Annotated in this window: 21 protein-coding genes; 9 read left to right on the forward strand and 12 right to left on the reverse strand. The window is 69.7% G+C overall.

Going from position 1 to position 24,668, the window contains the following annotated elements; genetic code table 11:
- Positions 1 to 29: 29 nt before the first annotated feature.
- The 4 genes from OG390_RS08845 to OG390_RS08860 all read left to right on the forward strand — a co-directional run bounded on the left by OG390_RS08845 (position 30) and on the right by OG390_RS08860 (position 3,514).
- Positions 30 to 728 carry a YitT family protein gene (locus OG390_RS08845; protein ID WP_406166447.1) on the forward strand — a complete coding sequence of 233 codons (699 nt, stop codon included), beginning with the start codon at positions 30 to 32 and terminating at the stop codon, positions 726 to 728.
- On the forward strand, positions 725 to 1,492 hold the full coding sequence (locus OG390_RS08850) for a glycerophosphodiester phosphodiesterase (RefSeq protein WP_406166449.1): 768 nt from the start codon (positions 725 to 727) through the stop codon (positions 1,490 to 1,492). The genes OG390_RS08845 and OG390_RS08850 overlap by 4 nt, the downstream gene beginning before the upstream one ends.
- 42 nt (positions 1,493 to 1,534) lie before the next feature.
- A complete protein-coding gene (locus OG390_RS08855) occupies positions 1,535 to 2,884 on the forward strand; it encodes an MFS transporter (protein WP_406166451.1) in 1,350 nt (449 codons plus the stop codon).
- Between the two features lie 255 nt (positions 2,885 to 3,139).
- Positions 3,140 to 3,514, forward strand: coding sequence for an RNA polymerase-binding protein RbpA (locus tag OG390_RS08860; RefSeq protein WP_003977404.1), 375 nt, complete (start codon positions 3,140 to 3,142; stop codon positions 3,512 to 3,514).
- Between the two features lie 412 nt (positions 3,515 to 3,926).
- On the opposite strand, the gene fxsA is transcribed toward OG390_RS08860, so the two are convergent.
- The 4 genes from fxsA to OG390_RS08880 form a co-directional block, all read right to left on the reverse strand.
- The gene (gene fxsA, locus OG390_RS08865) at positions 3,927 to 4,505 is read right to left on the reverse strand and encodes an FxsA family membrane protein (RefSeq protein WP_406166453.1); all 579 of its coding nucleotides are present in this window, start codon (positions 4,503 to 4,505) and stop codon (positions 3,927 to 3,929) included.
- 150 nt (positions 4,506 to 4,655) lie between these two features.
- Positions 4,656 to 5,447: a polyprenol monophosphomannose synthase gene (locus OG390_RS08870; RefSeq protein ID WP_406166455.1), complete on the reverse strand. Its 792-nt coding sequence runs from the start codon at positions 5,445 to 5,447 to the stop codon at positions 4,656 to 4,658.
- Between the two features lie 564 nt (positions 5,448 to 6,011).
- Positions 6,012 to 7,628: an amidohydrolase gene (locus tag OG390_RS08875; protein ID WP_406166457.1), complete on the reverse strand. Its 1,617-nt coding sequence runs from the start codon at positions 7,626 to 7,628 to the stop codon at positions 6,012 to 6,014.
- A gap of 159 nt (positions 7,629 to 7,787) precedes the next feature.
- Positions 7,788 to 8,228: an Lrp/AsnC family transcriptional regulator gene (locus tag OG390_RS08880; RefSeq protein WP_081223282.1), complete on the reverse strand. Its 441-nt coding sequence runs from the start codon at positions 8,226 to 8,228 to the stop codon at positions 7,788 to 7,790.
- A gap of 267 nt (positions 8,229 to 8,495) precedes the next feature.
- Here OG390_RS08880 and OG390_RS08885 point away from each other — a divergent pair, with 267 nt between their 5' ends.
- Positions 8,496 to 8,933: a hypothetical protein gene (locus OG390_RS08885; RefSeq protein WP_406166459.1), complete on the forward strand. Its 438-nt coding sequence runs from the start codon at positions 8,496 to 8,498 to the stop codon at positions 8,931 to 8,933.
- Between the two features lie 13 nt (positions 8,934 to 8,946).
- Here OG390_RS08885 and OG390_RS08890 read toward each other — a convergent pair whose 3' ends face one another.
- The 3 genes from OG390_RS08890 to OG390_RS08900 form a co-directional block, all read right to left on the reverse strand.
- Positions 8,947 to 10,059 carry a phosphotransferase family protein gene (locus OG390_RS08890; RefSeq protein WP_406166461.1) on the reverse strand — a complete coding sequence of 371 codons (1,113 nt, stop codon included), beginning with the start codon at positions 10,057 to 10,059 and terminating at the stop codon, positions 8,947 to 8,949.
- A 49-nt stretch (positions 10,060 to 10,108) separates the two neighbouring features.
- Positions 10,109 to 11,221 carry a hypothetical protein gene (locus OG390_RS08895; RefSeq protein WP_406166463.1) on the reverse strand — a complete coding sequence of 371 codons (1,113 nt, stop codon included), beginning with the start codon at positions 11,219 to 11,221 and terminating at the stop codon, positions 10,109 to 10,111.
- A 523-nt stretch (positions 11,222 to 11,744) separates the two neighbouring features.
- On the reverse strand, positions 11,745 to 12,917 hold the full coding sequence (locus OG390_RS08900) for an acyl-CoA dehydrogenase family protein (RefSeq protein ID WP_406166465.1): 1,173 nt from the start codon (positions 12,915 to 12,917) through the stop codon (positions 11,745 to 11,747).
- A 309-nt stretch (positions 12,918 to 13,226) separates the two neighbouring features.
- Here OG390_RS08900 and OG390_RS08905 point away from each other — a divergent pair, with 309 nt between their 5' ends.
- Positions 13,227 to 14,471: a glycoside hydrolase family 18 protein gene (locus OG390_RS08905; RefSeq protein ID WP_406166467.1), complete on the forward strand. Its 1,245-nt coding sequence runs from the start codon at positions 13,227 to 13,229 to the stop codon at positions 14,469 to 14,471.
- 53 nt (positions 14,472 to 14,524) lie between these two features.
- On the opposite strand, the gene OG390_RS08910 is transcribed toward OG390_RS08905, so the two are convergent.
- Positions 14,525 to 15,184: a TetR/AcrR family transcriptional regulator gene (locus OG390_RS08910; RefSeq protein ID WP_406166469.1), complete on the reverse strand. Its 660-nt coding sequence runs from the start codon at positions 15,182 to 15,184 to the stop codon at positions 14,525 to 14,527.
- Positions 15,185 to 15,319: 135 nt separating this feature from the next.
- Positions 15,320 to 15,466 carry an SCO1431 family membrane protein gene (locus OG390_RS08915; RefSeq protein ID WP_189188089.1) on the reverse strand — a complete coding sequence of 49 codons (147 nt, stop codon included), beginning with the start codon at positions 15,464 to 15,466 and terminating at the stop codon, positions 15,320 to 15,322.
- Positions 15,467 to 15,692: 226 nt separating this feature from the next.
- Between OG390_RS08915 and OG390_RS08920 the strand changes: the two genes are divergently transcribed.
- Complete coding sequence (locus tag OG390_RS08920; protein WP_406166471.1) at positions 15,693 to 17,189, forward strand: M1 family metallopeptidase; 1,497 nt, start codon at positions 15,693 to 15,695, stop codon at positions 17,187 to 17,189.
- A 37-nt stretch (positions 17,190 to 17,226) separates the two neighbouring features.
- On the opposite strand, the gene OG390_RS08925 is transcribed toward OG390_RS08920, so the two are convergent.
- The 3 genes from OG390_RS08925 to OG390_RS08935 form a co-directional block, all read right to left on the reverse strand.
- Positions 17,227 to 18,579, reverse strand: coding sequence for a peptidase C39 family protein (locus OG390_RS08925; protein ID WP_406166473.1), 1,353 nt, complete (start codon positions 18,577 to 18,579; stop codon positions 17,227 to 17,229).
- Between the two features lie 237 nt (positions 18,580 to 18,816).
- Entirely contained in the window at positions 18,817 to 20,358 is a 1,542-nt protein-coding gene (locus OG390_RS08930) for an amino acid permease (protein WP_406166474.1), read from the reverse strand.
- 118 nt (positions 20,359 to 20,476) lie between these two features.
- Positions 20,477 to 21,433, reverse strand: a complete 957-nt coding sequence (locus tag OG390_RS08935) for a hypothetical protein (RefSeq protein ID WP_406166476.1) — start codon at positions 21,431 to 21,433, stop codon at positions 20,477 to 20,479.
- Between the two features lie 230 nt (positions 21,434 to 21,663).
- Here OG390_RS08935 and OG390_RS08940 point away from each other — a divergent pair, with 230 nt between their 5' ends.
- Positions 21,664 to 22,317: a uridine kinase gene (locus OG390_RS08940; RefSeq protein WP_406166478.1), complete on the forward strand. Its 654-nt coding sequence runs from the start codon at positions 21,664 to 21,666 to the stop codon at positions 22,315 to 22,317.
- A gap of 466 nt (positions 22,318 to 22,783) precedes the next feature.
- The gene (locus tag OG390_RS08945; RefSeq protein ID WP_406166480.1) at positions 22,784 to 24,649 is read left to right on the forward strand and encodes an AAA family ATPase; all 1,866 of its coding nucleotides are present in this window, start codon (positions 22,784 to 22,786) and stop codon (positions 24,647 to 24,649) included.
- The last annotated feature ends 19 nt before the right edge of the window (positions 24,650 to 24,668 follow it).

Here is a 24,668-nt window from a genome sequence, read left to right on the forward strand (position 1 = left end):
TGACGATTCTTCCCAAGCCACAGAGTGTCATGCGTCAGGCCACTACCACCACTGGGGGGACTTTCATGTCCACACGCTCGCAGTCCAGGAGGCTCCCCCGCCGCCTCCTCCAGCTGTACGTCGGCCTGGCTCTGTACGGCGCGAGTTCGGCCCTTCTCGTGGAGTCGGGCCTCGGGCTGGAGCCCTGGAACGTCCTGCACCAGGGCCTCGCCGAGCTGACCGGCCTCACGATCGGCGTGGTGTCGATCATCGTGGGCGCGACGGTGCTGCTCCTGTGGATCCCGCTGCGCCAGCGCCCCGGCCTCGGCACGGTCTCGAACGTCTTCGTGGTCGGCATCGCCATGGACGGCACGCTCGCCGTGTTGCCCGACGCGCACACCTTGGCCGTACGGATTGCGCTGCTCGTGGCGGGCATCGTGCTGAACGGGGTGGCGACGGGCCTGTACATCTCGGCCGGCTTCGGTCCGGGCCCGCGCGACGGCCTGATGACCGGCCTGCACAAGCGCACGGGCCACTCCATCCGTCTGGTCCGCACCGTCCTCGAAGTGGCCGTCGTCGCGACCGGGTTCGCGCTCGGAGGCACGGTCGGCATCGGCACGGTGCTGTACGCCGTCGCCATCGGCCCCCTCGCCCAGCTCTTCCTGCGAGTGTTCGCCGTCCGCCGGGCACCGGGCGGCAGCACCGTCGTTGCCGCCGGTCAACCGGAGCGCGCGATACTGCCCGGGTGAGCACCCGCATACGCCATCCGTACCTCGACCACCCCGGCCCGATCGCCTTCGCACACCGGGGCGGGGCGGCGGACGGTCTGGAGAACACCCTGACCCAGTTCCGGCGCGCGGTGGCAGCGGGCTACCGCTACATCGAGACGGACGTGCACGCGACCGCGGACGGCAGGCTCGTCGCCTTCCACGACGCGACTCTCGACCGGGTGACGGACGGGGCGGGCCGGATAGCGGACCTCCCCTGGGAAGACGTGCGCCACGCGCGCGTGGCGGGCAAGGAACCGGTCCCCCTCTTCGAAGAGCTGCTCGACACTCTCCCCGAGGTGCGCTGGAACGTCGACATCAAGGCCGAACCCGCCCTCCAGCCGCTGCTCGACCTGATCGACCGCACCAATGCCTGGGACCGCGTCTGCGTCGGCTCCTTCTCCGAGGCGCGCGTCGCCCGAGCCCAGCACCTGGCCGGGCCGCGCTTGGCGACGTCGTACGGCACCCGCGGTGTGCTCAATCTGCGGCTGCGCTCCTGGGGCATACCGGCCGCCGTGCGCCGCTCGGCGATCGCCGCCCAGGTCCCCGAGTCCCAGTCCGGTGTGCTGGTGGTCGACCGCCGCTTCGTACGGACCGCTCATGCGCGCAGGCTGCAGGTGCACGTGTGGACCGTGAACGAACCGGAACGTATGCACCGGCTCCTGGACCTGGGAGTCGATGGCATCATGACCGATCACATCGACACACTGCGCAAGGTCCTGGAAGACCGGGGCACCTGGTTCTGAGCCTCCTCGCGCGGTCCGTTCACGGGGAAGCGAGGGGCACGGGTGGGCACTGACACCGTGCGGGCACAGCCGGCCGACGAGGCCGCCGAGCGGCGGCGCGAGCAACACGGCTGGTACTTCTACGACTGGGCGTGCTCCGTCTACTCGACGAGCGTGCTGACCGTCTTCCTGGGCCCCTATCTGACGTCGGTCGCCAAGCACGCGGCGGACGCGGACGGTTTCGTGCACCCCCTGGGCATCCCGGTTCGCGCCGGGTCCTTCTTCGCGTACGCGGTCTCCGCCTCCGTCATCCTGTCGATCTTCGTGATGCCGATGGCGGGCGCGGCCGCCGACCGCACGGGCCGCAAGAAGCCACTGCTCGCGGCCGCCGCCTACATGGGCGCCGCGGCCACCACGGGCATGTTCTTCCTCAACGGGGACCGCTATCTGCTGGGCGGCCTGCTGCTGATCGTGGCCAATGCCTCGGTGGCGGTGTCGATGGTCCTCTACAACTCCTATCTGCCCCAGATCGCTCCGCCCGAGGAGCGCGACGCCGTCTCGTCCCGGGGCTGGGCCTTCGGCTACGCGGCGGGCTCGCTGGTGCTGGTCGCGAACCTGATCCTGTTCACGGCCCATGACAGCTTCGGCGTCTCCGAGTCGACGGCCGTCCGCATCTGTCTCGCCTCGGCCGGCATCTGGTGGGGCGCCTTCACCCTCGTCCCCCTCAAGCAGCTGCGCGATCGCCCTGCGGCCGCTGCCGGGACGGCGTCCGTGCACGGATGGCGGCAGCTGGCGGCCACGGTCCGGGACATGCGCGGCAAACCGCTCACGCTCGCCTTCCTGCTCGCGTACCTCGTCTACAACGACGGCATCCAGACGGTCATCTCGCAGGCTTCCGTCTACGGATCGGAGGAGCTGGGTCTCAGCCAGTCGACCCTGATCGTCGCCGTGCTGCTGGTCCAGGTGCTCGCGGTCGGGGGCGCGCTCGGGATGGGACGGCTGGCGCGGACGTACGGCGCGAAACGGACGATCCTCGGCTCGCTCGTCGCCTGGACCGTGACGCTCGGCGCCGGGTACTTCCTGCCTGCCGGCGCGCCCGTCTGGTTCTTCGTCCTGGCCGCCGGCATCGGCCTCGTCCTGGGCGGCAGCCAGGCGCTGTCGCGCTCTTTGTTCTCGCATCTCGTGCCGAGCGGCAAGGAGGCCGAGTACTTCTCGGCGTACGAGATGAGCGACCGCGGCATGAGCTGGCTGGGTCCCCTTCTTTTCGGGTTGACCTACCAGCTGACGGGAAGTTATCGGGACGCGATCATCTCGCTCGTGGCCTTCTTCGTCATCGGATTCGTGCTGCTCGCGCGGGTTCCGGTGCGCCGGGCGGTGCGCGACGCGGGCAATCCCGTACCGGACAGGATTTAGCGCCCGAGGCCAAAGGCCGGTAGTGTACGCGTTTGGCCTGCCAGGCGTACCGTTACTGCGCGTCAAAGATACTGAAACGCTGGGTGACATCTGCTGCCAGATGTGACAAACCGGGCGCCGGTGGGTACAACAAGGGGCGGCTACGACGGCGACGCATGACCCGGAACGGGAATCTTTACCGCCGACCGGACGTTGACCGGATGACGACGACAGCGACACCTGTCCTGTGGGCGACAAGCCCGGGAGGCACGATTCATGAGTGAGCGAGCTCTTCGCGGCACACGCCTCGTAGTGACCAGCTATGAGACGGACCGCGGCATCGACTTGGCTCCGCGCCAGGCCGTGGAGTACGCATGCGAGAAGGGGCACCGTTTTGAGATGCCCTTCTCGGTGGAGGCCGAAATTCCGCCGGAGTGGGAGTGCAAGGTCTGCGGGGCCCAGGCACTTCTCGTGGACGGCGACGGCCCTGAGGAGAAGAAGGCGAAGCCCGCGCGCACGCACTGGGACATGCTGATGGAGCGACGCACTCGCGAGGAGCTCGAAGAGGTCCTGGAGGAGCGCCTGGCCGTACTCCGCTCCGGTGCGATGAACATCGCGGTACACCCGCGAGACAGCCGCAAGTCCGCGTAGTCCCTCCGGGGGCTGGGCGGCATACAACGCACGCACGTGACCGCGGGCGCCGTACACCTTGTGTACCGGTGCTCGCGGTTTCGCGCGTTCCGTGCGGCGTCCGCGTTCAGCCCGGCGTCATGGCACGGCCTGTCTCCGGGGGCTGGACCCCCGGAGACAGGCCGAGAAGAAGCAGGGTCGGGCTGAGGACTAGGGCCGCGTCAGCCGAGGTTCGCCCCGTCGCGACGCCCGGCACGCTCCCCCACTGCCTCAAGGACGTGGGAGGTGCCCCCACTCGCCGCACCGGCCGAAAGCCCAAGTACATCCAGTACGAGGACTTCCGGCCGGCACTCCCCCAGCCTTCGGCCGGGGGGACCCCCAGAGCACGCACCGGACGCCGCTCCTCAACGGGCAAACCCTGGCTGACGCGGCACTAGCGGTTCAGCGGCGGGTGCGTGCCAGGCTCCGAAGCCGGGCCCCGCAGGTCCTCGTCCCTGATGACCTCGCCCTGGACGACCTTGCCGTCGGGGCGGTGGATGCGGGCCTGCTGGAAGGCGTCGCCGAAGGTTCCGGGGGCGGCCTCGCGCATCTTGCGGTCGAGGGTGCGCTCGGCGTAGCGGCTGAGGACCTTCTGGACCGGCGGGATCAGCAGGAGCAGGCCCACGGCGTCCGAGATGAGGCCGGGGATCATCAGAAGGAGACCGCCGAGCATCATCAGACCGTTGCCGTCGCCGCCCCCGGTCGTGGGGGCGGTGCCGCTCTGCTGCTGTTGCAGCGTCTCGCTGAGGTTGCGGAAGGCCCGGCGTCCGGCCCGCTTGATGACCACACCGCCGAGGACGAACCCGGCGACCAGCAGCAGGAAGACCGTGAAGCCGCTCGCCGCGCCCGCGACCACGGTCAGCAGCCAGATCTCCAGCACCAGCCACGCGGCGATGCCGAGCGGCAGGAAGGTGCGCAGCCGCGAGCGCCGCGGGCGGGCGGGGTACGTGGGAGTCGGAGCGCCAGTCGTCATGCTCCCAGTGTGCCTGGGCGCAGCTCAGTACGGGATAAGCGGATGATCAACACCTGCTGTGGGAACGCCGACGGCAGCTGCGGATCGAGACCGGCGTCAGAAGGACTCGCCGACGGTAGGACGTCAGGACAGCCTGCGGCCCGCGCGACGTCAGGACGGCTTGCGCCCAGTGATCCGCGCGACCCGCTCCCTCACGCCCCACGTGGTGACCCGCCACAGAGCCTCCACGAGGATGTCGCGGCTCATCTTGGAGTCGCCGAGTTCCCGCTCGACGAAGGTGATGGGGACCTCGACGACATGGAAGCCGGCCTTGACGGCGCGGCGGGCCAGGTCGACCTGGAAGCAGTACCCCTGGGAGGCGACCTCGCCGAGGCCGAGTCCTTCGAGGGTCTCGCGGCGGAAGGCCCGGTAGCCGCCGGTGACGTCCCGGATCGGCACGTCGAGCAGGACGCGGGAGTACAGGCTGCCGCCACGGGAGATGAACTCGCGGGACTTGGGCCAGTTCACGACCCGCCCGCCCGGCACCCAGCGCGAGCCGAGCACGAGGTCGGCGCCCTTGAGGGCGGTCAGCAGGCGGGGCAGCTCCTCGGGCTGGTGCGAGCCGTCGGCGTCCATTTCGACGAGTACGCCGTAGCCGTGCTCCATGCCCCAGCGGAAGCCCGCGAGGTAGGCGGCGCCCAGGCCTTCCTTGCCCTTGCGGTGCAGCACCTGGACGTGATCGTCCTCGGCGGCCAGCTCGTCGGCCAGCTTGCCCGTGCCGTCGGGGCTGTTGTCGTCGGCCACCAGGACGTGCGCCTCGGGCACGGCGGCGCGCACCCGGCCGACGATCTTCTTGATGTTCTCCGCCTCGTTGTAGGTCGGAATGATCACCAAGGCCGTGCCGAGCGGGCCGAACTGCCTCCCCTGGGCTCCTGCCGCGAGGGTCCCGTCGCCGTCGTTCACTGCTGCCCCTTCGTGTCCATACGCAGGGGTCCACCATAGTGCGCTCAACCTGCGCTGTTGCGTCGCCGTGTCAGTACGGAGGTGTCGATTCGCCAAGAGCCGGGTAAGACGGGGCACCCGGTGGCGAAATCGTGTGCTTCCAGCTGCGGAAATCGAGTGCTGCGGATCGGGGCCCGGCGCCCTTCGGGCCGACCAGGGACCCGCTGGCTGCGGATCGACCGAAAGCCGTTGTCTACTGAACGTCCGGGCCCCACCCGGGTCACACCTGCCGACTTGTCGGAAACGTTCCCTCGCCTCGTTGCACGGGCGCTGGGCCTGGCTCCCAGTGGTGGTGCGCCGGTGCGGCACACCACCCCTGACCCAGCGGCACTTCGAGGCCGCGCGGAAAGTTCCCCGGTCGGACGTCCGGTGGTGGACCCGGCCGAACCTACCGGCCACCTGAGGCCAGCTGTCAACAGCCGCTTGAGCTGCTGCTTTCCCCCCGATCACCTGGTCAGTGCGGAGGATACGCAGGTCGCGCGACGCGGCGGCCGGCGATGAAGGGGACGGCGCCACCCCAGGACATCACTCGTTGGGCCGTACGAACACCGTCCGTCCGCCGACCACCGTGCGCAGACAGACGGGCAGGTCGTTCCCCGGGGTCAGATCCGGCAGCCCGGGTGTGCCGGAGCGGGGATCGGTGGACCAGCGCGCGACCCTGTCGTCGGGGGCCTGCACGACGAGCTCAGCGGTGCGCCACACGGCGTAGTCGGCGGGCGCGCCGGGCACCAGGACACCCGCGTCGTCCCGTCCGATCGCCCGCCAGCCGCCACGCGTATGCGCCGTGAACGCGGCGCGTACGGACACCCGGTGCTCGGGCGTGCGATGGAAGGCGGCGGCACGGACCGTGCCCCACGGGTCGAGGGGCGTGACCGGGCTGTCGGAGCCGAAGGCGAGCGGCACGCCGGTGCGCAGCAAGGCCGCGAACGGGTTGAGCGTGCGGGCCCGCTCGGCGCCCAGGCGCTGGGCGTACATGCCGCCCTCGCCGCCCCACAGCGCGTCGAAGGCGGGCTGCACGGAGGCGGTGAGACCGAGCTCGGCGAATCCGGCGATCGTTTCCGGGGCGAGCATCTCGGCGTGCTCGACGCGGTGCCGGGCGGCTCGGACACGGGCGAGGCCGACCTTCTCGGCGGCGGCGCGCACGCCCTCGACCACGGAGGTCACCGCGGCGTCCCCGATGGCGTGGAAGCCCGCCTGGAGGCCCGCCTCGGTGCAGGCCACCACATGTGCGGCAACCGCCGCGGTGTCGAGGTAGGCCGTGCCGGTGTGCTCGGCGTCGGCGTACGGCTGGTGCAGGCAGGCGGTGTGCGAGCCGAGCGAGCCGTCGACGAAGAGGTCGCCCGCGGCGCCGATCGCGCCGAGTGCCCGGGCCTTGTCGACGTCCTGTTCAGCCCAGTAACCGACCATGCGGGGGCCCGGCTCCTCGGCGGCGAGCCGCAGCAGCCCGGTGAAGTCGTCCTCGGCGGAGATCTCGGGGCCGGCGCACTCGTGCAGGGAGCCGATGCCGAGCGAGGCGGCGTGGGCGAGCGCGGCACGCTGGGCCCTGGTGCGCTGCTCACCGCTGACGGCGCCCAGGGCCGCGGCACGGACCGCGTGGTGGGCGTCGCGGGTCAGCGATCCGTCGGGCGAGTATCCGGCGCGTGCGGTGACCCCGGGGACCAGGTCGAGGAGTGCGGTGGTGACCACGGCGGAGTGCACGTCGATACGAGAGAGGTAGAGCGGGCGCCCGCCGGTCGCCTCGTCGAGCTCGGCGCGCGTCGGAGGGCGGCCACCGGACCAGCGGGCCGCGTCCCAGCCATGGCCGAGCAGGACCCGGTCGGTGGGGCGGGCGGCGGCGAAGTCGCGCACGCGGGCGAGGGCCGCGTCCAAGGAGGTGGTGTCCGACAGGTCGAGGCCGGTGAGCGCGAGCCCGGTGGAGGTGGTGTGCACATGTGCGTCGGTGAACGCCGGGGTGACCAGGGCACCCTCGAGGTCCACAACCTCATCGACCCCGTCCGCGAAGGCGTCGGCCGCGCCTTCGGAGCCGACCCAGGCGACCTGCCCGCGCTCGACGACCATCGCTGTCGCGAAGGGGTCGGCGGGGCTGTGGACTTCGCCGCGGCGGAGCAGGACCGTTTTCGATGGGGCGGTGCGTTCACTCATAACGGACAGTTTCCCGCCCGAGCCCCCGGGTGCCGCACTTGGGGCACGTTTGCGGGGTGCCCGGCGCTGCCGGCCGTGCCCACGCCGCCCCACGCTCTGCTTCGCTCGCGCGGGGGCGCCCCCGTCGCCTCGCGGAACCATTGCCCACGGCAGCCGCGGTCAGATGCGGGGCGGCCGTGCCTCGTACGGCGTGGACAGCACCACCGTCGTGCGGGTCGACACGCCCGCGAGGGAGCGCAGCCGGGCGAGAAGCTCCTCCAGTTCGTGCGGGGTCGAGACGCGCACCTTGAGGATGTAGTTCTCATCGCCCGCGACGCTGTGGCAGGCCTCGATCTCGGGGACGCCGGCGAGGCGTTCCGCGATGTCGTCCGGTGCGCTCGGGTCGAACGGCTTCACCGAGATGAAGGCGGTCAGGGGCAGCCCCACGGACTCGGGGTCCACGACAGCGGCATAGCCGCGGATGACGCCGCGCTGCTCCAGCCGGCGCACCCGCTGGTGCACGGCGGACGTGGACAGGCCCGTGGCCTTGCCCAGGTCGGTGTAACTCATCCGCCCGTCTGCGACGAGCAGCTGCACAATTTGTCGGTCCAGCTCCTCCATGGCGCAAGAACCTACAGGGCCCTTGATCTCCCCGGATACCTGACCGGCGCAGGTCATACCCGGTTTGTGATGTGGCAGAGAGCCTCCTGTGAGCCGTCCGGGGGACAAATCCACCACGCCGGGCACCTGCGGACGGCATGTGACGAACGCCACAGCGCCACAACCAGGTCCGTGATGTTCTCGTGATTACCGCAAAGACCGGACGGGAAGTGCTTGCTGTGGTCGAGGCCGCAGCGCCTTGTCGGCCCACCCGAGGGGGAGAAAGCCATGCAGAGTCTTAAGCGCCCTGGTCGTACCGCGTCCAAGCGGCAGCAGCCCGTTCTCGAACCCGAGCCGGAGGGCGTCGAACCGGACGCCCTGGACGGCGAGGAGTTCGACGGGTACGACACCTTCGAGATGTACCGGGTCATCTGCCCGGACTGCGCGCAGCCCATCGCGCTGCTGGCGGACGAGGAGGTCCTGCCGGAGCACGCCCTGTGCGCCTCGCCGTGGAACCCGTTCGGGCTCACGGTCTGCTCCGGTACGGGCCGCACGGCGGCCGACGCACAGGCCGCGGACGAGTCCGCCGAACTCCAGGAGCAGGACACGGCGCTCCTGTTGACGCTCCCTCAGGGCCTCGACTGGCGGACGCAGCCGTTCTCGCACGTCGGCGGCCCGGGTTCGCGCCCGATGCGGGTCCCCGAGATGCGGCGCCAGGCCGCCTGACCGGCCCGCGCCCTCACCGACCGACGCCCGGTCCCTCCCAGTAGCTGCCCTGCAGCATGGCCCGCAGGCTGCTGTGGTGCAGGATCAGTGCGTCCGGGTCCGGCGGTACGGCGACCTCGCCGAAGTGCGCCTGGCGATAGGCGACGCGGAGCATCACGATCGCGTGCCGCAGTGCGGCGTACAGCGTGTAGAAATCCATGTCGCGCGGTACGTGGCCGGTGAGTTCGGCATACCGCCGCTCCACGCGGTCGCGGCGCAGGAAGTCGGGCAGTCCGCTCTGGCCGAAGCTCACCGTCAGGTCCTGGAAGAAGCGGTGCAGATAGACCGTCCAGCCGAGGTCGACCTCGCGCGGGGCTTGCGCCGCCATCTCCCAGTCCAGCACCGCCACGGGTTCGAATCCGTCGTAGATGACGTTCCCGATGCGCGCGTCGCCCCAGTTGAGCACCGCCTCGCCCTCGTCGCGCGGCCACAGGTGGTCGAGCCGGTCGAAGGCGCTCTCGATGAGAGGCGAACGCGACAGCCCGTCAACCACCCATTCGTAGTAGACGCGTTGGGCGGCGACGTGACGGCGCAGCGGGCTGCCGTCGCCGGGCAGCGCCAGGAAGTCGGCCTCTCGTAGCGGGACTTGGTCGTGCAGTCGCGCGAGGAGCCCGGTGGAGGCCACCTCCAGCCGCTCACGCTCCTCGTCGCTCGCCGCGTGCAGCCAATTCCCCTCGTACGTATAGGGCATGACGTCCGGGGGCACACGCCCCTCGATCCGTTCCATGACGAAGAACGGCGCCCCGAGGGGCCCGGGGTCCTCCTCCAACCACAGCACGCGCGGCACCGGCAGATCGGTGCGCTCGGCGACGAGGCGCATCGTGCGGTACTGCCGCGGCATGTCGTAGACGGGGAAGACGGTGTACGCCGCCGGGTCCGCCGCGAGTCTCAACGCACAGGTGCGCAGAGGTGGTTCGGGGTGCTCGATGTCGAAGAGCAGGGTCTCGCTGGACATTCCGTTGGACGCGGGGACGGTGACGTTCTCCGCCGTGGCGCCGGGCAGCCGCGTGGCGAGCCAGGCCGTCAGCCGCTGTGCGAGCTCCTGCGGATCACGTGTGGTCGTACGGGGGCGCGGTGCCGTGGCCATGCCACCACTCCAATCAAGGCGTGAACGGGATTCAAGGCCCCACGGGGACTCAGGGCGCGACCGAGTCGAAACCGGTGAAGCCGCTCGGGTCGTGGCGGCCGAACGAGCCGTGCTCGAAGATCCCGTAGCCGACCTGCCCGTCCAGCGTGAAGCGGGCGGCATGGTCGATCACCCCGTACGCGGCAAGGGGGTGCGCCGCCGGGTCGGAGAGGTCATAGACGCGCCGGTCGGTCCAGCCGCGGCCGCGCCAGGTACCGTGCTGCCAGTCGTCGGCCGGCGGATAGCCCGCCCCGACCGCGAGCGGCGACGAGGCCAGCACCTCCACGCCCAGTTCCAGGGGCTTGCGGTCCACCGGATCCATGAGGTGGATGACGGCGGAGGAGGGGTGGCGGGTGCCGGGGCGATAAGTGATGTCGGCCTGGGGCCAGCCGAGCTGGAGGTCGCGCACCCCAGGGCGTACGACTGTCGCGTCGTTGAGCGAGCGGTAGCCGTCGGCGTCCTCCTGGGTGACGACCATCAGGAAGCGGTCCTCGAACCGGACCGGGCACCAGAGCCAGTGGAAACCCTCGGTCGGGTTGTCCTCCGCGAGGAGGCTTCCCTCCTCCCCCGGGATCGGGCGCACACCCCAGCTGCGGTCGCGGGTGCCGGTCCACTCGCCCGCCGAGACCGGTAGCTCATCGCCGTCGACGCGGATGATCCCCTCGACGCCGCCCGCCTGCACGAAGCGGCGCCCCTCCAGGGTGAGCCGACCGCCGCGGCGCTGGATGTGGTGCGGTTCCCAGAGCGCCGGAAAGTCGGCGGACCAGGTGAGGTCGTACGACAGGGTGTCGTCGTCCGACTCGAGGCGCAGGCGGCGCAGCGGCTCCTCCACGGTGATCCGCAGCGGTCCTACGGTGAGGTTCATCCGGTCGTCGCCGAGCGCGTCCGACGCCCGTACCGCGTGCAGGCGGTCGCCGACGCGCAGGGTGGCGTACGCGTCGATCACTCCGACGTTCGGATAAACGCCGAGGCCCAGGATCAGCAGCGCCCGGCCCTGGTGGTCCAGGACGTGGAAGATGCAGCGATCGTATGCGTTCCGGTCGCCGGTCGCGACATGCTTCATGGACAGGGGCACCTGGTGCACGGGGTACTCGTCGAGTGCAACGGGGCGGTCGTCGGGCACGGCAAGCCTCCCTGGACGCACGGCAGTTGACGCCGCCCGGAGGGGTGCAGGCCCGAACGGCGAAGTTGACGGTACGTCAGATAATCGTCCGGAGCCAGATATCGCACCGCGTGACGGAGCCCCCGTACGGGCCCGTCGCGAACTCACTCTCGAATCCGCGGGCGGGTGACCTGCCACCCGCCGACGCGTTGCCCTGGTATGACCCCCACATATTCTGGGACCGTGCGTCGGCGCCGGATCATCGTCCCCGCTCCGGCAGAATCGGTTCGGCAGGGGCCGGCCCCGGCCCAGGATCCCCCCATCTACCGCGCCCTGATGCGCACCTGGGCCGATCGCGGACGCACGCTGCCGGGGCGCCACGACCCGGAGTGGGTCCGGCTGGCGGCGCCCTCGCCGATCTACGGGTACGGGGAGTTCATCATCGGCCGGGGCCCACGGAGTGAGGGGCAGTTCGACACGAGCCGCGACCCACGCGGCGACGGGCCACTCGGCGCGGGTCCCGACCCACGCAGCGCCGGGCCGCTCAGCGCGAGTCGGGACCCGCGAGGTGACGGGCGATGACCATCCGCTGGATCTGATTGGTGCCCTCGACGATCTGGAGGACCTTGGCCTCGCGCATATACCGCTCGACCGGGAAGTCGGCCGTGTACCCGTAGCCACCGAGTACCTGGACGGCGTCCGTGGTGACCTTCATCGCCGTGTCCGTGCACAGCAGCTTGGCCATGGCCGCCTCCTTGGAGAACGGCCGGCTCGCGTCGCGCAGCCGTGCCGCGGCCAGATAGAGCGCCCGGCCCGCCTCGATCTGCGTCGCCATGTCGGCGAGCATGAAGCGCAGCCCCTGGAAGTCCGAGATCGGCCGCCCGAACTGCTGTCGGCCGGTGGCGTACGACACGGCCTCGTCGAGGGCCGCCTGGGCGACACCGATGGCGCAGGCCGCGATGCCCAGCCGCCCGGAGTCGAGGGCCGACAGGGCGACGGCGAAGCCCTGACCTTCGTCGCCGATGCGCCGGTCGTCGCAGACCCGCACCCCGTCGAAGTGGACCTGGGCGGTGGGCGAGCCCTTCATGCCCATCTTCTTCTCGGGCGGCGCGGCACTCAGCCCCTCGGCGTCACCGGGCACCAGGAAGGCCGTGATGCCGCGGGGACCGTCGCCTCCGCTGCGCGCGAGCACGGTGTAGAAGTCGGCGATGCCGCCGTGCGTGATCCAGGCCTTGGTGCCCGTGATCACCCAGTCGTCACCGTCACGTACGGCCTTGGTCCGCAGCGAGGCGGCGTCCGAACCGGAGGACGGCTCGGAGAGGCAGTACGCGCCGAGGAGGCCGCCGCCGAGCATCGCGGGCAGGTGCTCGACCTGCTGTTCCTTGGTGCCGTAGTTCGCGAGGGCATGACAGGCGAGGGAGTGCACGCTGACGCCGAGACCGACGGTGAGACGGGCCACGGCGAGCTCTTCGAGGGCCTGGAGGTAGACCTCGTACGGCTGATCCCCGCCGCCGTACTCGCTGTCGTACGGCAGCCCGAGCAGACCCGACTCGGACAACAGGCTGAAGACCTCGCGCGGGAAGTGCCCGGCGTCCTCCTCCTCGGCCGCCTTCGGGGCGATCTCGCGCTGCGCGATGTCGCGGACGAGCGAGATCAGATCCCGGGCCTCGTCCGTGGGCAGTTGACGGTCCACCGGCTGCGGGGCGCGGTCGGGCATGGCGACGCTCTCCTCCCTGTCGGGCACATCGGCGGACGCACGCCTGGGTGGGGCGGCTCCGCCGGGGTCTCACGGGCCTCAGCCGATGCTCCCCTTCCGGGTTACGGAAGCTGCTGATCAGCGGTTGTGGCGCTGTGAGTATGCCCGATCGGAGGCATCGCGTCACCAGTTAACGACCGCTTACTAAAAGAAAGGGAAATTGGTCCGAACCATTGACGCACTGGTCTAGTCCTCCTACTCTCCCCTCACGCCTTACCGCGTTCATGCCAAACGGCGCGCGTTCCCCTCTCCCCCACGAGGAGACACCCGATGCTCAGTACGCACCGCCCCCGCGCCCGCTTGCGGGCACTCCTGTCCGCCGCCTGTTGCGCCGTCCTCGGCGCGGGGCTGCTGGCCGGCGCCGGCACGGCGACCGCCACCGCGAAGACCGGCGCCCCGCAGGCCGCCGCGGCCGGTTCCAAGGTCGTCGGTTACTTCACCGAATGGGGCGTCTACGACCGGAACTACCACGTCAAGAACATCGAGACCTCCGGCTCGGCCACCAAGCTGACCCACATCAACTACGCGTTCGGCAACGTCACCGGCGGCAAGTGCGCCATGGGCGACTCCTACGCGGCGACCGACAAGGCGTACACGGCCGACCAGTCCGTGGACGGCGTCGCCGACACCTGGGACCAGCCGCTGCGCGGCAACTTCAACCAGCTGCGCAAGCTGAAGAAGAAGCACCCGAACCTCAAGGTGCTGTGGTCCTTCGGCGGTTGGACCTGGTCGAGCGGATTCGGCGAGGCCGCCAGGAACCCCGCCGCATTCGCCCAGTCCTGCTACGACCTGGTCGAGAACTCCAAGTGGGCGGACGTCTTCGACGGCATCGACATCGACTGGGAGTACCCGAACGCCTGCGGCAACACCTGCGACACCAGCGGCAAGGCCGCGTTCAAGAACCTTATGTCAGCGCTGCGGGCGAAGTTCGGCAGCGGCAACCTGGTCACCGCGGCGATCACGGCCGACGCCACCGCCGGCGGCAAGATCGACGCGGCGGACTACGCGGGCGCAGCGCAGTACGTCGACTGGTACAACCCGATGACGTACGACTTCTTCGGCGCCTGGGACGCGACCGGACCGACGGCCCCGCACTCGCCGCTGAACTCGTACACCGGTATCCCGAAGGCGGGTTACCACACCTCTGCGACGATCGCGAAGCTCAAGGGCCTCGGCATCCCTGCCTCCAAGCTGCTGCTCGGCATCGGCTTCTACGGACGCGGCTGGACCGGTGTGACACAGGCGGCGCCGGGTGGCACGGCGACCGGTCCGGCGGCGGGAACGTATGAACAGGGCATCGACGACTACAAGGTGCTCAAGGCGAAGTGCCCGGCGACCGGCACGGTCGGCGGCACCGCATACGCCAAGTGCGGGAACAGCTGGTGGAGTTACGACACTCCGTCGACCATCGCGGGCAAGATGAGCTACAAGAACACGCAGGGCCTGGGCGGCACGTTCTTCTGGGAGCTGAGCGGTGACACTTCCAACGGCGAGCTGATCAAGTCGATCAACTAGCCATATCCGCAAGGGCTTCGGGGCAGGGGTCAGTGACGATCCCCGCCCCTCGCTCATGCGTCGCGGCGTGCGTCCGGCGGGGCCGGGTAGGAGGGGTCGAGCTCCTCGACGGCACGCATGGCGCCGCCCAGCATCTTCACGAGCAGCTCGCGCATGGTGTCGCGCGGCAGTATCGGGTGGCCGATCCAGTCCAGAGTGGCGCCCTCGACGCTGTAGAGCCAGCCGAGCAGCGCCATGCGGGGCAGCGGCGCGATCTTGCGCCTGCCGTACGCGCCTTCGGCGATGGTCTCGACGATGACTTCGCGCACGCCCTCACGTATGGCCTGCACTTCGGTGTCGAAACCGACTCCGCCGGTGATGATCGTGCGGTACGCGGCCTGGTTGTGCTCGGCGTAGCGCAGATAGCCGTCTATGGTGCGGTGAACCCGCTCCACCGGGGGCAGTTCGAGGCCGCCGGCCGCCCGGGAGACCAGGTCCGCGACCGAGTCCTCGACGATGGCGAGGTAGTAGCCGCGCTTGGACTTGAAGTAGTAGTAGATGAGCCCCTTGGCGACATGTGCCTGCCGTGCGATGTCGTCCATCGACAGCGCGTCGTACGACGTGTCGGCGAACAACTTCCGTCCGATGGCGATGAGTTCGGCGCGGCGTGCCAGTGAGCGGTCGGTGCCGCGCGCCCGTGGACGGTCGACACCGCGCTGTTGACTATTATTCAATTTCGGACCTGGTCTCCAACTGCCGGCGGGACACCGGCAGTATGGCAGACCTGTGCCACCTGCTTGTTCGACTCCGATCGACTGCCTCGATCGCGAGGGCGTCGCCTTCCGGAGGGCCGCCTTGCGGGGCTCAGCTCACAGCAGGCCGAGCTGCGTGACGAGCATGGCCAGGACCACGACGAAGGTCCAGCCCGCGACGTGTTCGAGGATCTTGGGGCCGTCGTCCTTGGGGCCGCCGGTGCGGGCACGAAGACGGGTGGCGGTGGCGGAGGTCGCGGTCATGGCATCTCGCTGACGTAGTGGTGCGGTGTGGTCCCCCCGCCTCACATCGGCTCCCCACCGACTCGACCACCTTGCCATCGAAGCGGGTTCCCGCGGTAGAGACCTTGGTCACGCCACGAGCGCCGATCATTTCGACGTGCTTCGAATGCCGCGGGATTTCCACAACGATGCGAGGGAGCTGTGCGTCTCCTCACACGACAGCGGTCAGTCAACCGAAAGGTCCCTGATGAGCACGTTCCGGACGCCTCGCCGCAGAGCTCGCCCGGCCCTGGTGGCGGCGATCACCGTGACAGCCGCCTTAACGGGTCCGGTCTCGCAAGCCGCTTCCTCCCCGTCCTCGCATGCAGCGGCCGGCGCCCCGTCCCCGGGAGCGGCAGGCCTCGGCGACCCGATCTTCCCGCTCGACGGCAACGGTGGATACAAGGTCGACCGCTATCTCCTCGACTTCGACTGGCAGGCGCCGAATACGCCCTTCGAGGCCGCCACGACGATCAGCGCGACCGCCACCCAGGCGCTGTCCCGCTTCGACCTGGACTTCGCCGGGAACACCCCGCACACGGTGACCGTCAACGGGAAACCGGCCGCCGCCGAGCGCGACGGCGACGAGCTGGTGATCACCCCCGCGAAGCCCCTCGCCCAGGGCAAGGCCTTCACCGTGAAGGTCACCTACACCGCCGATCCGACCCGGATACGCCACCGCGACGACGCCATCGAGGACTACGGCTGGATTGCCACGCCGGACGGCACGGTGCTGTATCCGCAGCCCAACGGCGCCAAGATGATCTTCCCGTCGAACGACCACCCGAGCCAGCGGGCGCCGATCACCTTCCGCATCACCACGCCGCCGGGCCTCAAGGCCGTCGCCAACGGCGAGCTCACCGACCGCACCGAGCAGGCCGACGGGCGCGTGAAGTGGACGTACGACTCCGAACAGCCGCTGGCGACGCAACTCGCACAGCTGGCGATCGGCAAGTTCACCTTCGTCGACGGCGCGGGCCCGCACGGGCTGCCGATCCGCGACGTGGTCCCGGACGACCTGGTCGCATCGACCGAGCAGTACCGCAAGCTCACAGCCGACCACATCGCCTGGCTGGAGGAGCGGCTCGGCCCGTACCCCTTCAACCGGTACGGCCTCCTAGTCGGCGACACCGACCTGGGCGTGGCCCTGGAGACGCAGACGCTCTCCCTGATCCCCAAGGCCGACCTGCTCGGCGACCAGGTCAGCGCCGAGCGGAACCTGGTCCACGAGCTGACCCATCAGTGGACCGGTGACAGCGTCGGCATCAAGACCTGGTCCGACCTGTGGCTGAGCGAGGGCCACGCCCGCTTCTACGAGCGGCTGTATTCGCAGGCGCACGGCGGCGTGAGCTTCGAGGACACCATGAAGACGGCGTACGCGAGCCACGACCAGTGGCGCCACGACTACGGCGCCCCGGCCGAGCCGACCGAGCCGAACCTCTTCAAGCGCATGCGCTACGACGGCTCGGCGCTCGTGCTGTACGCGCTGCGCGAGAAGGTCGGCCAGGAGACGTTCGGGAAGATCGAGCGCTCCTGGGTCACCAAGTACCGCGGAAAGACCGCCGGCACGCAGGACTACATCGACCTGGCGTCGAAGGTCTCCGGCCAGGACCTCGACAGCTTCCTGCACCCGTGGCTGTACGGCGCGAAGACCCCGCCGATGCCGAACCACCCCGACTGGGTGGTCGACCCGGTCCAGAGCTGAGCGGGCGGGCGGGCCCTGCACGGGGGGCCGCCTTCCTTCAGCGAACCCCTACCGCCGCCAGCGCCTCGCAATGCCGCGCCGACGGATGCGCCGGGAAGTACAGATAGCAGACGCCCCCCGTGCCGGAGACGACCTTCCCTGAGGCGTTGTACCGCTTGGTCCGCAGCCAGATGTTCTCCCACTCACGCCGCTTGTAGACGCGGCGCACCGCGTCGTCGCTCGGCGAAGCCGGGTCGTTGGCGATGACATCGCCGTCCGCGGTGAACCCAATGACGGTCATCAGGTGGCCCGAGGTGCCGTACCCCGCCCCCGTCAGCTCGGACTTGAGGAAGGACTGGGACGTTATGGCCGGGATGCCGGCGGCGATCAGCGTCTCCAGGTCGGTGAGCGAGCCGAGGCGGGTCACCACGCCCTGGAGGTCCTTGTACGTCGCCGCGTAGGCGGCGTTGAAGGGCCAGTTGCCGCAGCCCGCGTACTGATAGTCGTACGTGAAGCGGGCCGCGTGGCACACCTGCGGGTCGCTGTAGTCCGGGTTCACCCAGGCCAGTTGCTCCGCGGTGGGCTTGCGACCCCAGTACTCGATGATCATCTGCGAGGAGGTGGGGCTGCACCAGGCCTCGCCGCCGTTGTCGTACTCGGGGTACTGGCCCGCGTGGATCTCCTGCGAGTAGCGCGGGACACCCAGTTCCTGGGCGAGGCCCGGCGTGGAGGCCGGGACGGTGAAGCGGTCGGGGATGTCGGAGCCCATCGCGCCGAGCCGCCACACCGTGGGCGTGATCCGGGTGCCCGGGGTGCGGTAGAGGGTCAGCCGCAGCCGGTAGGAGACGAGGCGCAGGCCCGAGGCGGCGTCGCCGATGGAGAAGGTGTCCGTCCAGATGCTGCTCTTGCCGTCGCTCTGATCGTCCACGGAGGTCCGCCTGATGTCCTGGTCGCCGGCCGCCCAGCGGCCCATCACATACCAGGGGGTGTCCGTGCCGTCGGAGTACGTGCCCGTCAGCTCGACCTGGAGCCAGGTGCCGACCGGGGTGTCCGCGTTCCAGGAGGCGATGGCCTCGGTGGACGGGACCGCGAGCCGGTGGACCGGGGAAGTCCAGGTCGCGTACTCCCAGGTGGCAGTCTTACCGGTGTGCGGGTCCGGGTAGTCAATGGTGCCGGCCGGGGCTGCGATCACCAGGCCAGGACGGACGCCCGCCACGGCCCGCGTGCCCTGCGCGCTGCCGCTCCGCCAGTCGGTGTACGAGGTCCAGGCACGGTTGTCCACGAGCGATGAGGGTGCTTCCGCCGACCCGGCCGGGGTGGCCGCGGCCGCGGGTCCCGCGGCACCGGCGGCCGCCGCGGCGACCGCTGCGGCAAGGACGGCTCTGCGGGACGGCTCTGAAGCTCTGGTCATGGGTGGGTGACCCCCAGTTCGTCCGGAAGCGACGGTTCAGGCGCACGGCTGCAAGCGGCGAGTTCAGACGTTGTCCGGTGCATCGCCGTGGGCCAACTATGGACGCCGGGGACCGACTTCTGCCAGCACTTCGGCCCGCGCCGCACCCACCAATATTGGTCGGGACCACTGGCATGACCTGCGAGGCCTCGACCCCGGTGCGGCGGTGCCGCGTGTACCGGGGTCGAGGACGGGCCGTCAGATGAGGTCCATCGCCGCGACCTCGTCGGGCCGCCCGTAGCTGACCGGCCCCTGGAAGCGGCGGCGTGCCGTGGCGAACCACCACACCGTGGCGATGATCAGCACTGCGGCCAGGGCGATCGACGCGTAGTTGAAGGTGTCGCCGGTGACCGGCGACACCTGCGGCAGCATGAACATCACGCTGCTGGCGAGGATCCAGATCACGGCCACGCAGCCGACCGCCTTGCTCCAGCGGCCCAGGTGCCACGGGCCGGGCTGGAACTCGTCGCCGAGCCGCAGCCGCAGGAAGATCGGCACGGCGTAGGCCAGGAAGAGCCCGACGACGTTCACGCTGACGATGGCGGTGAAGGCCGTGTGCGACCACCAGCCGGGGACGACAAGGACCAGCGAGCAGGCAACCGCGAGCCAGACGGCCTTGACGGGGGTACGGGTGCGCGGCGAGACCGAGTGCCACCAGCGGGAGCCCGGCATCGCGCCGTCGCGGGAGAAGGCGAATATCTGCCGGGTGTTGCTGGTCAGATTGGCCAGACCGCAGAAGAGCATGGCCCCGATCACGATCAACAGGATGGCCTTCGCCGTGCCCATGCCAAGCCCATCGATGAGAATCTGCACGGGCGGCGCCGAAGAGCTCGCCACTTGGTCATAGTCATGAATGCTGTACACGAGGGCGAGTATGAGGATCAGTCCGGTGATCGCCGAATAGCCGATCGCCCGCGTGATCCCCTTGGGCGCGTTGACCGTGGCCCGCACCGTTTCCTCGGACATGTGGAAGCTGCCGTCGAAGCCCGTGAAGGTCCAACTGGTGACCAGCAGGCCGAGCATCCCTCCGTAAAGACCGTTCGTGAAACCGGTGTTGTTCACGAAATGCGTGACGAACGAGGCCGACTGATGGTCGTCGGGCATCACGATCAGTGTGCTCACGATCACCAGGAGCCCGATCAGCAGCCACCACACGGAGATCCGGTTGAGCAGGGCGACCAACTGCACGGTGTAGGTATTGGCCAGACCCTGGAGCACGATGATCAGCGCCGTGATCACGACCGTCTGCTGGGCGGTCGGCTCGTACGAGTGCCACTGCAGGGCGATGAAGGCCTGGATGAAGGTGGCGGCCGCGTATCCGGTGGCGGCCGTGCCGCCCACCTGGCCGACGAAATTCAGCCAGCCCGTGTACCAGGACCAGGCACCCTTGTGGCGCTTGGCCAGCTTTCCGGCGGAGAAATAGAGCGCCCCACTGGTCGGATAGGCGGAAGCCACCTCCGCCATGGCTGCGCCGATGAACAGCACCATGACGGAGACGCCGATCCAGCCGAAGACGAGAATGCGCGGACCACCGGCATTCATACCGAATCCGAAGGACGAGAAGATTCCCGAGATGATATTGATGATGGTGAAGGATATCGCGAAATTGTCGAACGCCTGGAATCGGCGTGTGAGCTTTCGCGGATATCCCATCGCATGAAGTGTCGCGTCGTCGTCGAGCGCGGCGGAATCCTCGCCGGCGTGACCTTTCGCGCGCGGGGCCGATATCCGTTCTGACACAACTGACCTTTCTGTGGGAGTTGACCGGAAGGCCGGGGTGGCCGGAAGGCCGGGGTGGCCGGAAGGCCGGGGTGGCCGGGAGGCCGGCCCGAGGGCCGGACGGTCGGTCCGGGCCGGCTCAGGCGGCTCCCGGCACGGGCAGGCCGCAGGAGCGGCGGGCGCGGGAGAGCTGTTCCTCGGGGTCGCCGAACACATTCCAGGGCATCCGGCAGGCGTAGGGCCCCATGGCCATGAAGACCGCGCGCGCCTCGAACTCGCGCTGGGCCATGAACAGCGCGTGGGCCAGATACGCCAGGTCGAGCACCGGCGTGAAGCGGTAGCCCGGCACCTCGGGAAGCCAGTTCTGATAGATCGCGAGCGCGGTGGAACGCCACTGGGGCTGCTCCCAGGTGCGGTCGACGAGAAGCTGCGAGGAGTTGTAGCTCTCCACCAGGGCCACCAGCGGAAGCAGCCGCAGCGGCGAGGATGCGGGGGCGCGCTGGCTCAGGAAGGCGGAGACGTCCCAGGCGGCGTTCACCGAGCCGCCGTACCGCGTGAAGAAGAACGCCAGGAAGCGATGGTGGCCTTCACGATTCCAGGGATCGAGGCGGAGGATGTGCGAGAACAGCTGCCAGGGGCCCGGCGGCTGTGTGAGCAGGCCCTGCGGGGCCGGGTCGCGCAGGTCGTGCAGCCGGGCCATGGCCAGTTTGGCGACCCACGGCGTGGGATCGGCGGGGGCCATGGTCGCGGCCCGGTCGCACGCGGTCAGCGCGATGCGCTCCAGAGCCTCGGCCCGGTCGTCCTTGGCGTCCGCCGCGCGCAGCGCCCGCAGCACGGCCACGCGTGCCCACATCAGCGCGGCCTCGGGGGCCGGCTCCTCGGCAAGCCAGCGTTCGGCGAGATCGGAGTCGGCGGCCTCGGAAGCCAGGACGAGGGAACGATGTGCACGCAGCCCGAAGTCTCCGCGGGTCTCCGTCAGGGCTTCGTGGGCGCTCAGATAGCGGCCGGCCCGGACATCCACGCAGACGCTCGCGAGTCTGCGGTCGTCGGCCGCCGGATGCCACACATACTGCCCCTCGAATAACCCCGCGGCCATCTTCCCCTGTCCATCCCCGTGCGACGCTTCGCAGTTGCGCAACAGGCACCCTACTCAGCATCAAGGGGAACCGGAACGGCATTTACGAAATAGTGGTTTCGCTTCGTCCACGGCTATGGAGGGAACGAAAGGAGTTCTTGAGGATTGTTCAATGAATAGTTCAATGCGACACTATTCGGTACCCATGGATACGCCGCGGACACCATCCGGATAGAATGTTCCCCAGGAATATGCCGACATCTCATCGCACCCGGGGAAGCCCCATTCACGACCTTGCCGCGCAGCTGCGCCGACTGCCGCCTTCCTGCGGCCCCGCCCGCCTCATCGCCGTCGACGGGCACGCGGGCTCCGGGAAGACCACATTCGCCGGGCAGTTGGCGGCGGCACTGGACGACGCGCCCGTGCTGCACCTCGACGACATCGCGACGCACGAGGAGCTCTTCGCCTGGACGGAGCGACTGCTGCCCCAGGTCGTCGAGCCGCTGCGCCGGGGTGAGACCGCGCACTACACCCCGTACGACTGGATCGCCCGGAGCTTCGGGCCGCCCCGCGCGCTGCCGCCCGCGCCCGTGATCCTTCTGGAAGGCGTCGGCGCCGGTCGCCGCGCGCTGCGCCCGTTCCTCGCTCGACTGCTGTGGATGGAGTTGCCGCGCAGCGAAGCGTGGACGCGCGGGCGGTTGCGGGACGGAGAGGCGCAGCGCGAGTTCTGGGCCGGATGGGTCCGCGCCGAGCGCCAACACTTCGCCAAGGACCCCTCAAGACCGTTCGCCGATCTTCTGGTACAGCAGTGTCCCGAGGGGTACGAGGTGCTGCCGGGGCCTGTTGAGACCCCAGGAGCGGATCACGCCATCACTCACGGTGACGGGCCATCCGCAATGTGCTGAACTTGTGAAGACCCCTACATGAGAAGTTCCGTCAGTGCTTCAACTCGGCTTGACCGGGGGGCCGTACAGGACTTACGTTCTGAATGTGCGGTCTTTCGAAGCCGCCCGCAGTCGCGAAGCCCCCGGTTGTTCCCCCGTGATCGGGGGCTTCGTTCTGCCCACATCCTCCTTTTCCGGGCGCTGCGCGCCGTGATTCGCTCACCCTCGGTTACCGTGCGAAGTGCGCCCCATCTGCTCCCACCTCGTGGAACGGGGTGTGGCGGCACTCTACGGTCCGCGTATGCACCGCAGGTACGATGCCTCTCGGTGCGACCTTCGGACGGCTGCTCTGCGCACCGATGCAACTCCCGTCCGTGGCACGGCGGTTCGACCAAGGCTGCCGACGGGCACCGGCCCGGCGGCGAGGGCGTGTCCTGATCGACGAGACACTCCCTGACCATCGGGGGCACGGTTTGTGGGGGACGTGATGGACTTCGGCACGCAGGGCCCCGAGGCCCCGGCCGACCTCGCCTGGATGCGAGGTGTGGATGCCTACACGATGGGGGCCTATCCGCAGGCGGAGGAGGAGTTCCGCGCCGCGGTCCGGATGGACCCGGGCATGGCGGACGGCTGGCTCGGACTGCACGCGCTCCGGGTGGACACGACGACCGCGCTGCTGCGGATGTTCCGGCACCGGGACCGCTTCGGGGAGCAGCGCACCAGGCATCGGCGCACCCTCAACTCCTGGTACTGGCTGGGCTGGTGGGTTCAGCCCGTGCTGGAGAGCCCGCGCGATCTACTGCTCGCGCACGCCTCGCACTGGCTCGACGGGCGTCATGTCCCGGAGCTGGACCGTGCGCTCGCGGGTCTGCCGCCCGTCGACGCGGACCCCCAGGTACGGTTCCTGCACGCGTGCCGCGCCTATCTGGTCAAGGACTGGGAGCAGCTGGTCCGGCACACCGATCCGTTGATCGACGATCCCATGCTGGGTATAGAAGCCGGCCTCTTCGGCGGGATGGCCCGGGTCCGTCTGGAGATGTACGGCCAGGCGGAGCCGCTCCTGTCCTCCGCGCTGATGCGCTGTCGCAGCGAGCAGCCCCAGCGCAAGGAGCTGCGGTACTGGCTGGCGCGGGCGCACGAGGGCACTGGGCGGTCCGCCGCCGCGCTGCCCCTGTACCGGGCGGTGCACCGGGTCGATCCCTCCTTCATGGACACCTCGGCGCGGCTCGCGGCGATCTCCGAGGGCGACGGGTACGACGATGCCGCCGCCGACCTGGCGGCGATCACGCTCGCCGGAGTCGGGCAGGACGTGATGGACGGCCCGGACGGTGTGGATCCGCTGTTCGGCGCGGAGGGGCGGGACCTGAAGCTCTCGGAACCCGATCTCGCGCCACCGGGCGGGCTCCCTCCGGAGACCGACGCGGTGCGCGAGAAGGCCGTGCTGCCGGTGCAGCCGCTGCCCGCCGGGCCGACCGACCCCGCATTACTCGAAGAGGCGCTCGCCGAGCTGGAGCGCATGGTGGGCCTGGAGCCCGTGAAGCGCCAAGTCAAGGCGCTGTCCGCGCAGTTGAACATGGCGAGGCTGCGCGCCGGGCAGGGTCTCCCGGTCCAGCCGCCGAAGCGGCACTTCGTCTTCTCCGGCCCCTCCGGCACCGGCAAGACCACCGTGGCCCGCATCCTCGGCCGGGTCTTCTACGCGCTGGGGCTGCTCGGCGGCGACCATCTGGTGGAGGCGCAGCGGGCGGACCTGGTCGGCGAGTATCTGGGCCAGACGGCGGTCAAGGCCAACGAGTTGATCGACTCGGCCATCGGCGGCGTCCTCTTCGTGGATGAGGCGTACTCGCTGTCCAACTCCGGATACGGCAAGGGCGACGCATACGGCGACGAGGCCCTGCAGGTACTTCTGAAGCGGGCCGAGGACAACCGCGACCACCTCGTCGTCATCCTCGCCGGCTACCCGGAGGGCATGGACCGCCTCCTGGCCGCCAACCCCGGCCTCTCCTCCCGCTTCACCACTCGCGTCGACTTCCCCTCCTACCGGCCCCTCGAACTCACCTCCATCGGCGAGGTGCTGGCCGCGGAGAACGGCGACGTGTGGGACGAGGAGGCGCTGGACGAGCTGCGCTCGATCGCCGGGCATGTGGTCGACCAGGGGTGGATCGACGAGCTCGGCAACGGACGTTTTCTGCGCACGCTGTACGAGAAGAGCTGCGCGTACCGCGACCTTCGGCTGTCGCTCTATCCCGGGACGCTGTCCCGCGACGACCTGTCGACACTGCGGTTGCCGGATCTGATGCAGGCGTACGGGGAGGTTCTGTCGGGGCGGGGGCCGCAGGATCCGTCGACGATGTGACCGGGGGCGGCTCCGGGGG

The organism is Streptomyces sp. NBC_00996, assembly GCF_045162675.1.
In the GTDB taxonomy this organism is placed as follows: Bacteria; Actinomycetota; Actinomycetes; order Streptomycetales; family Streptomycetaceae; genus Streptomyces.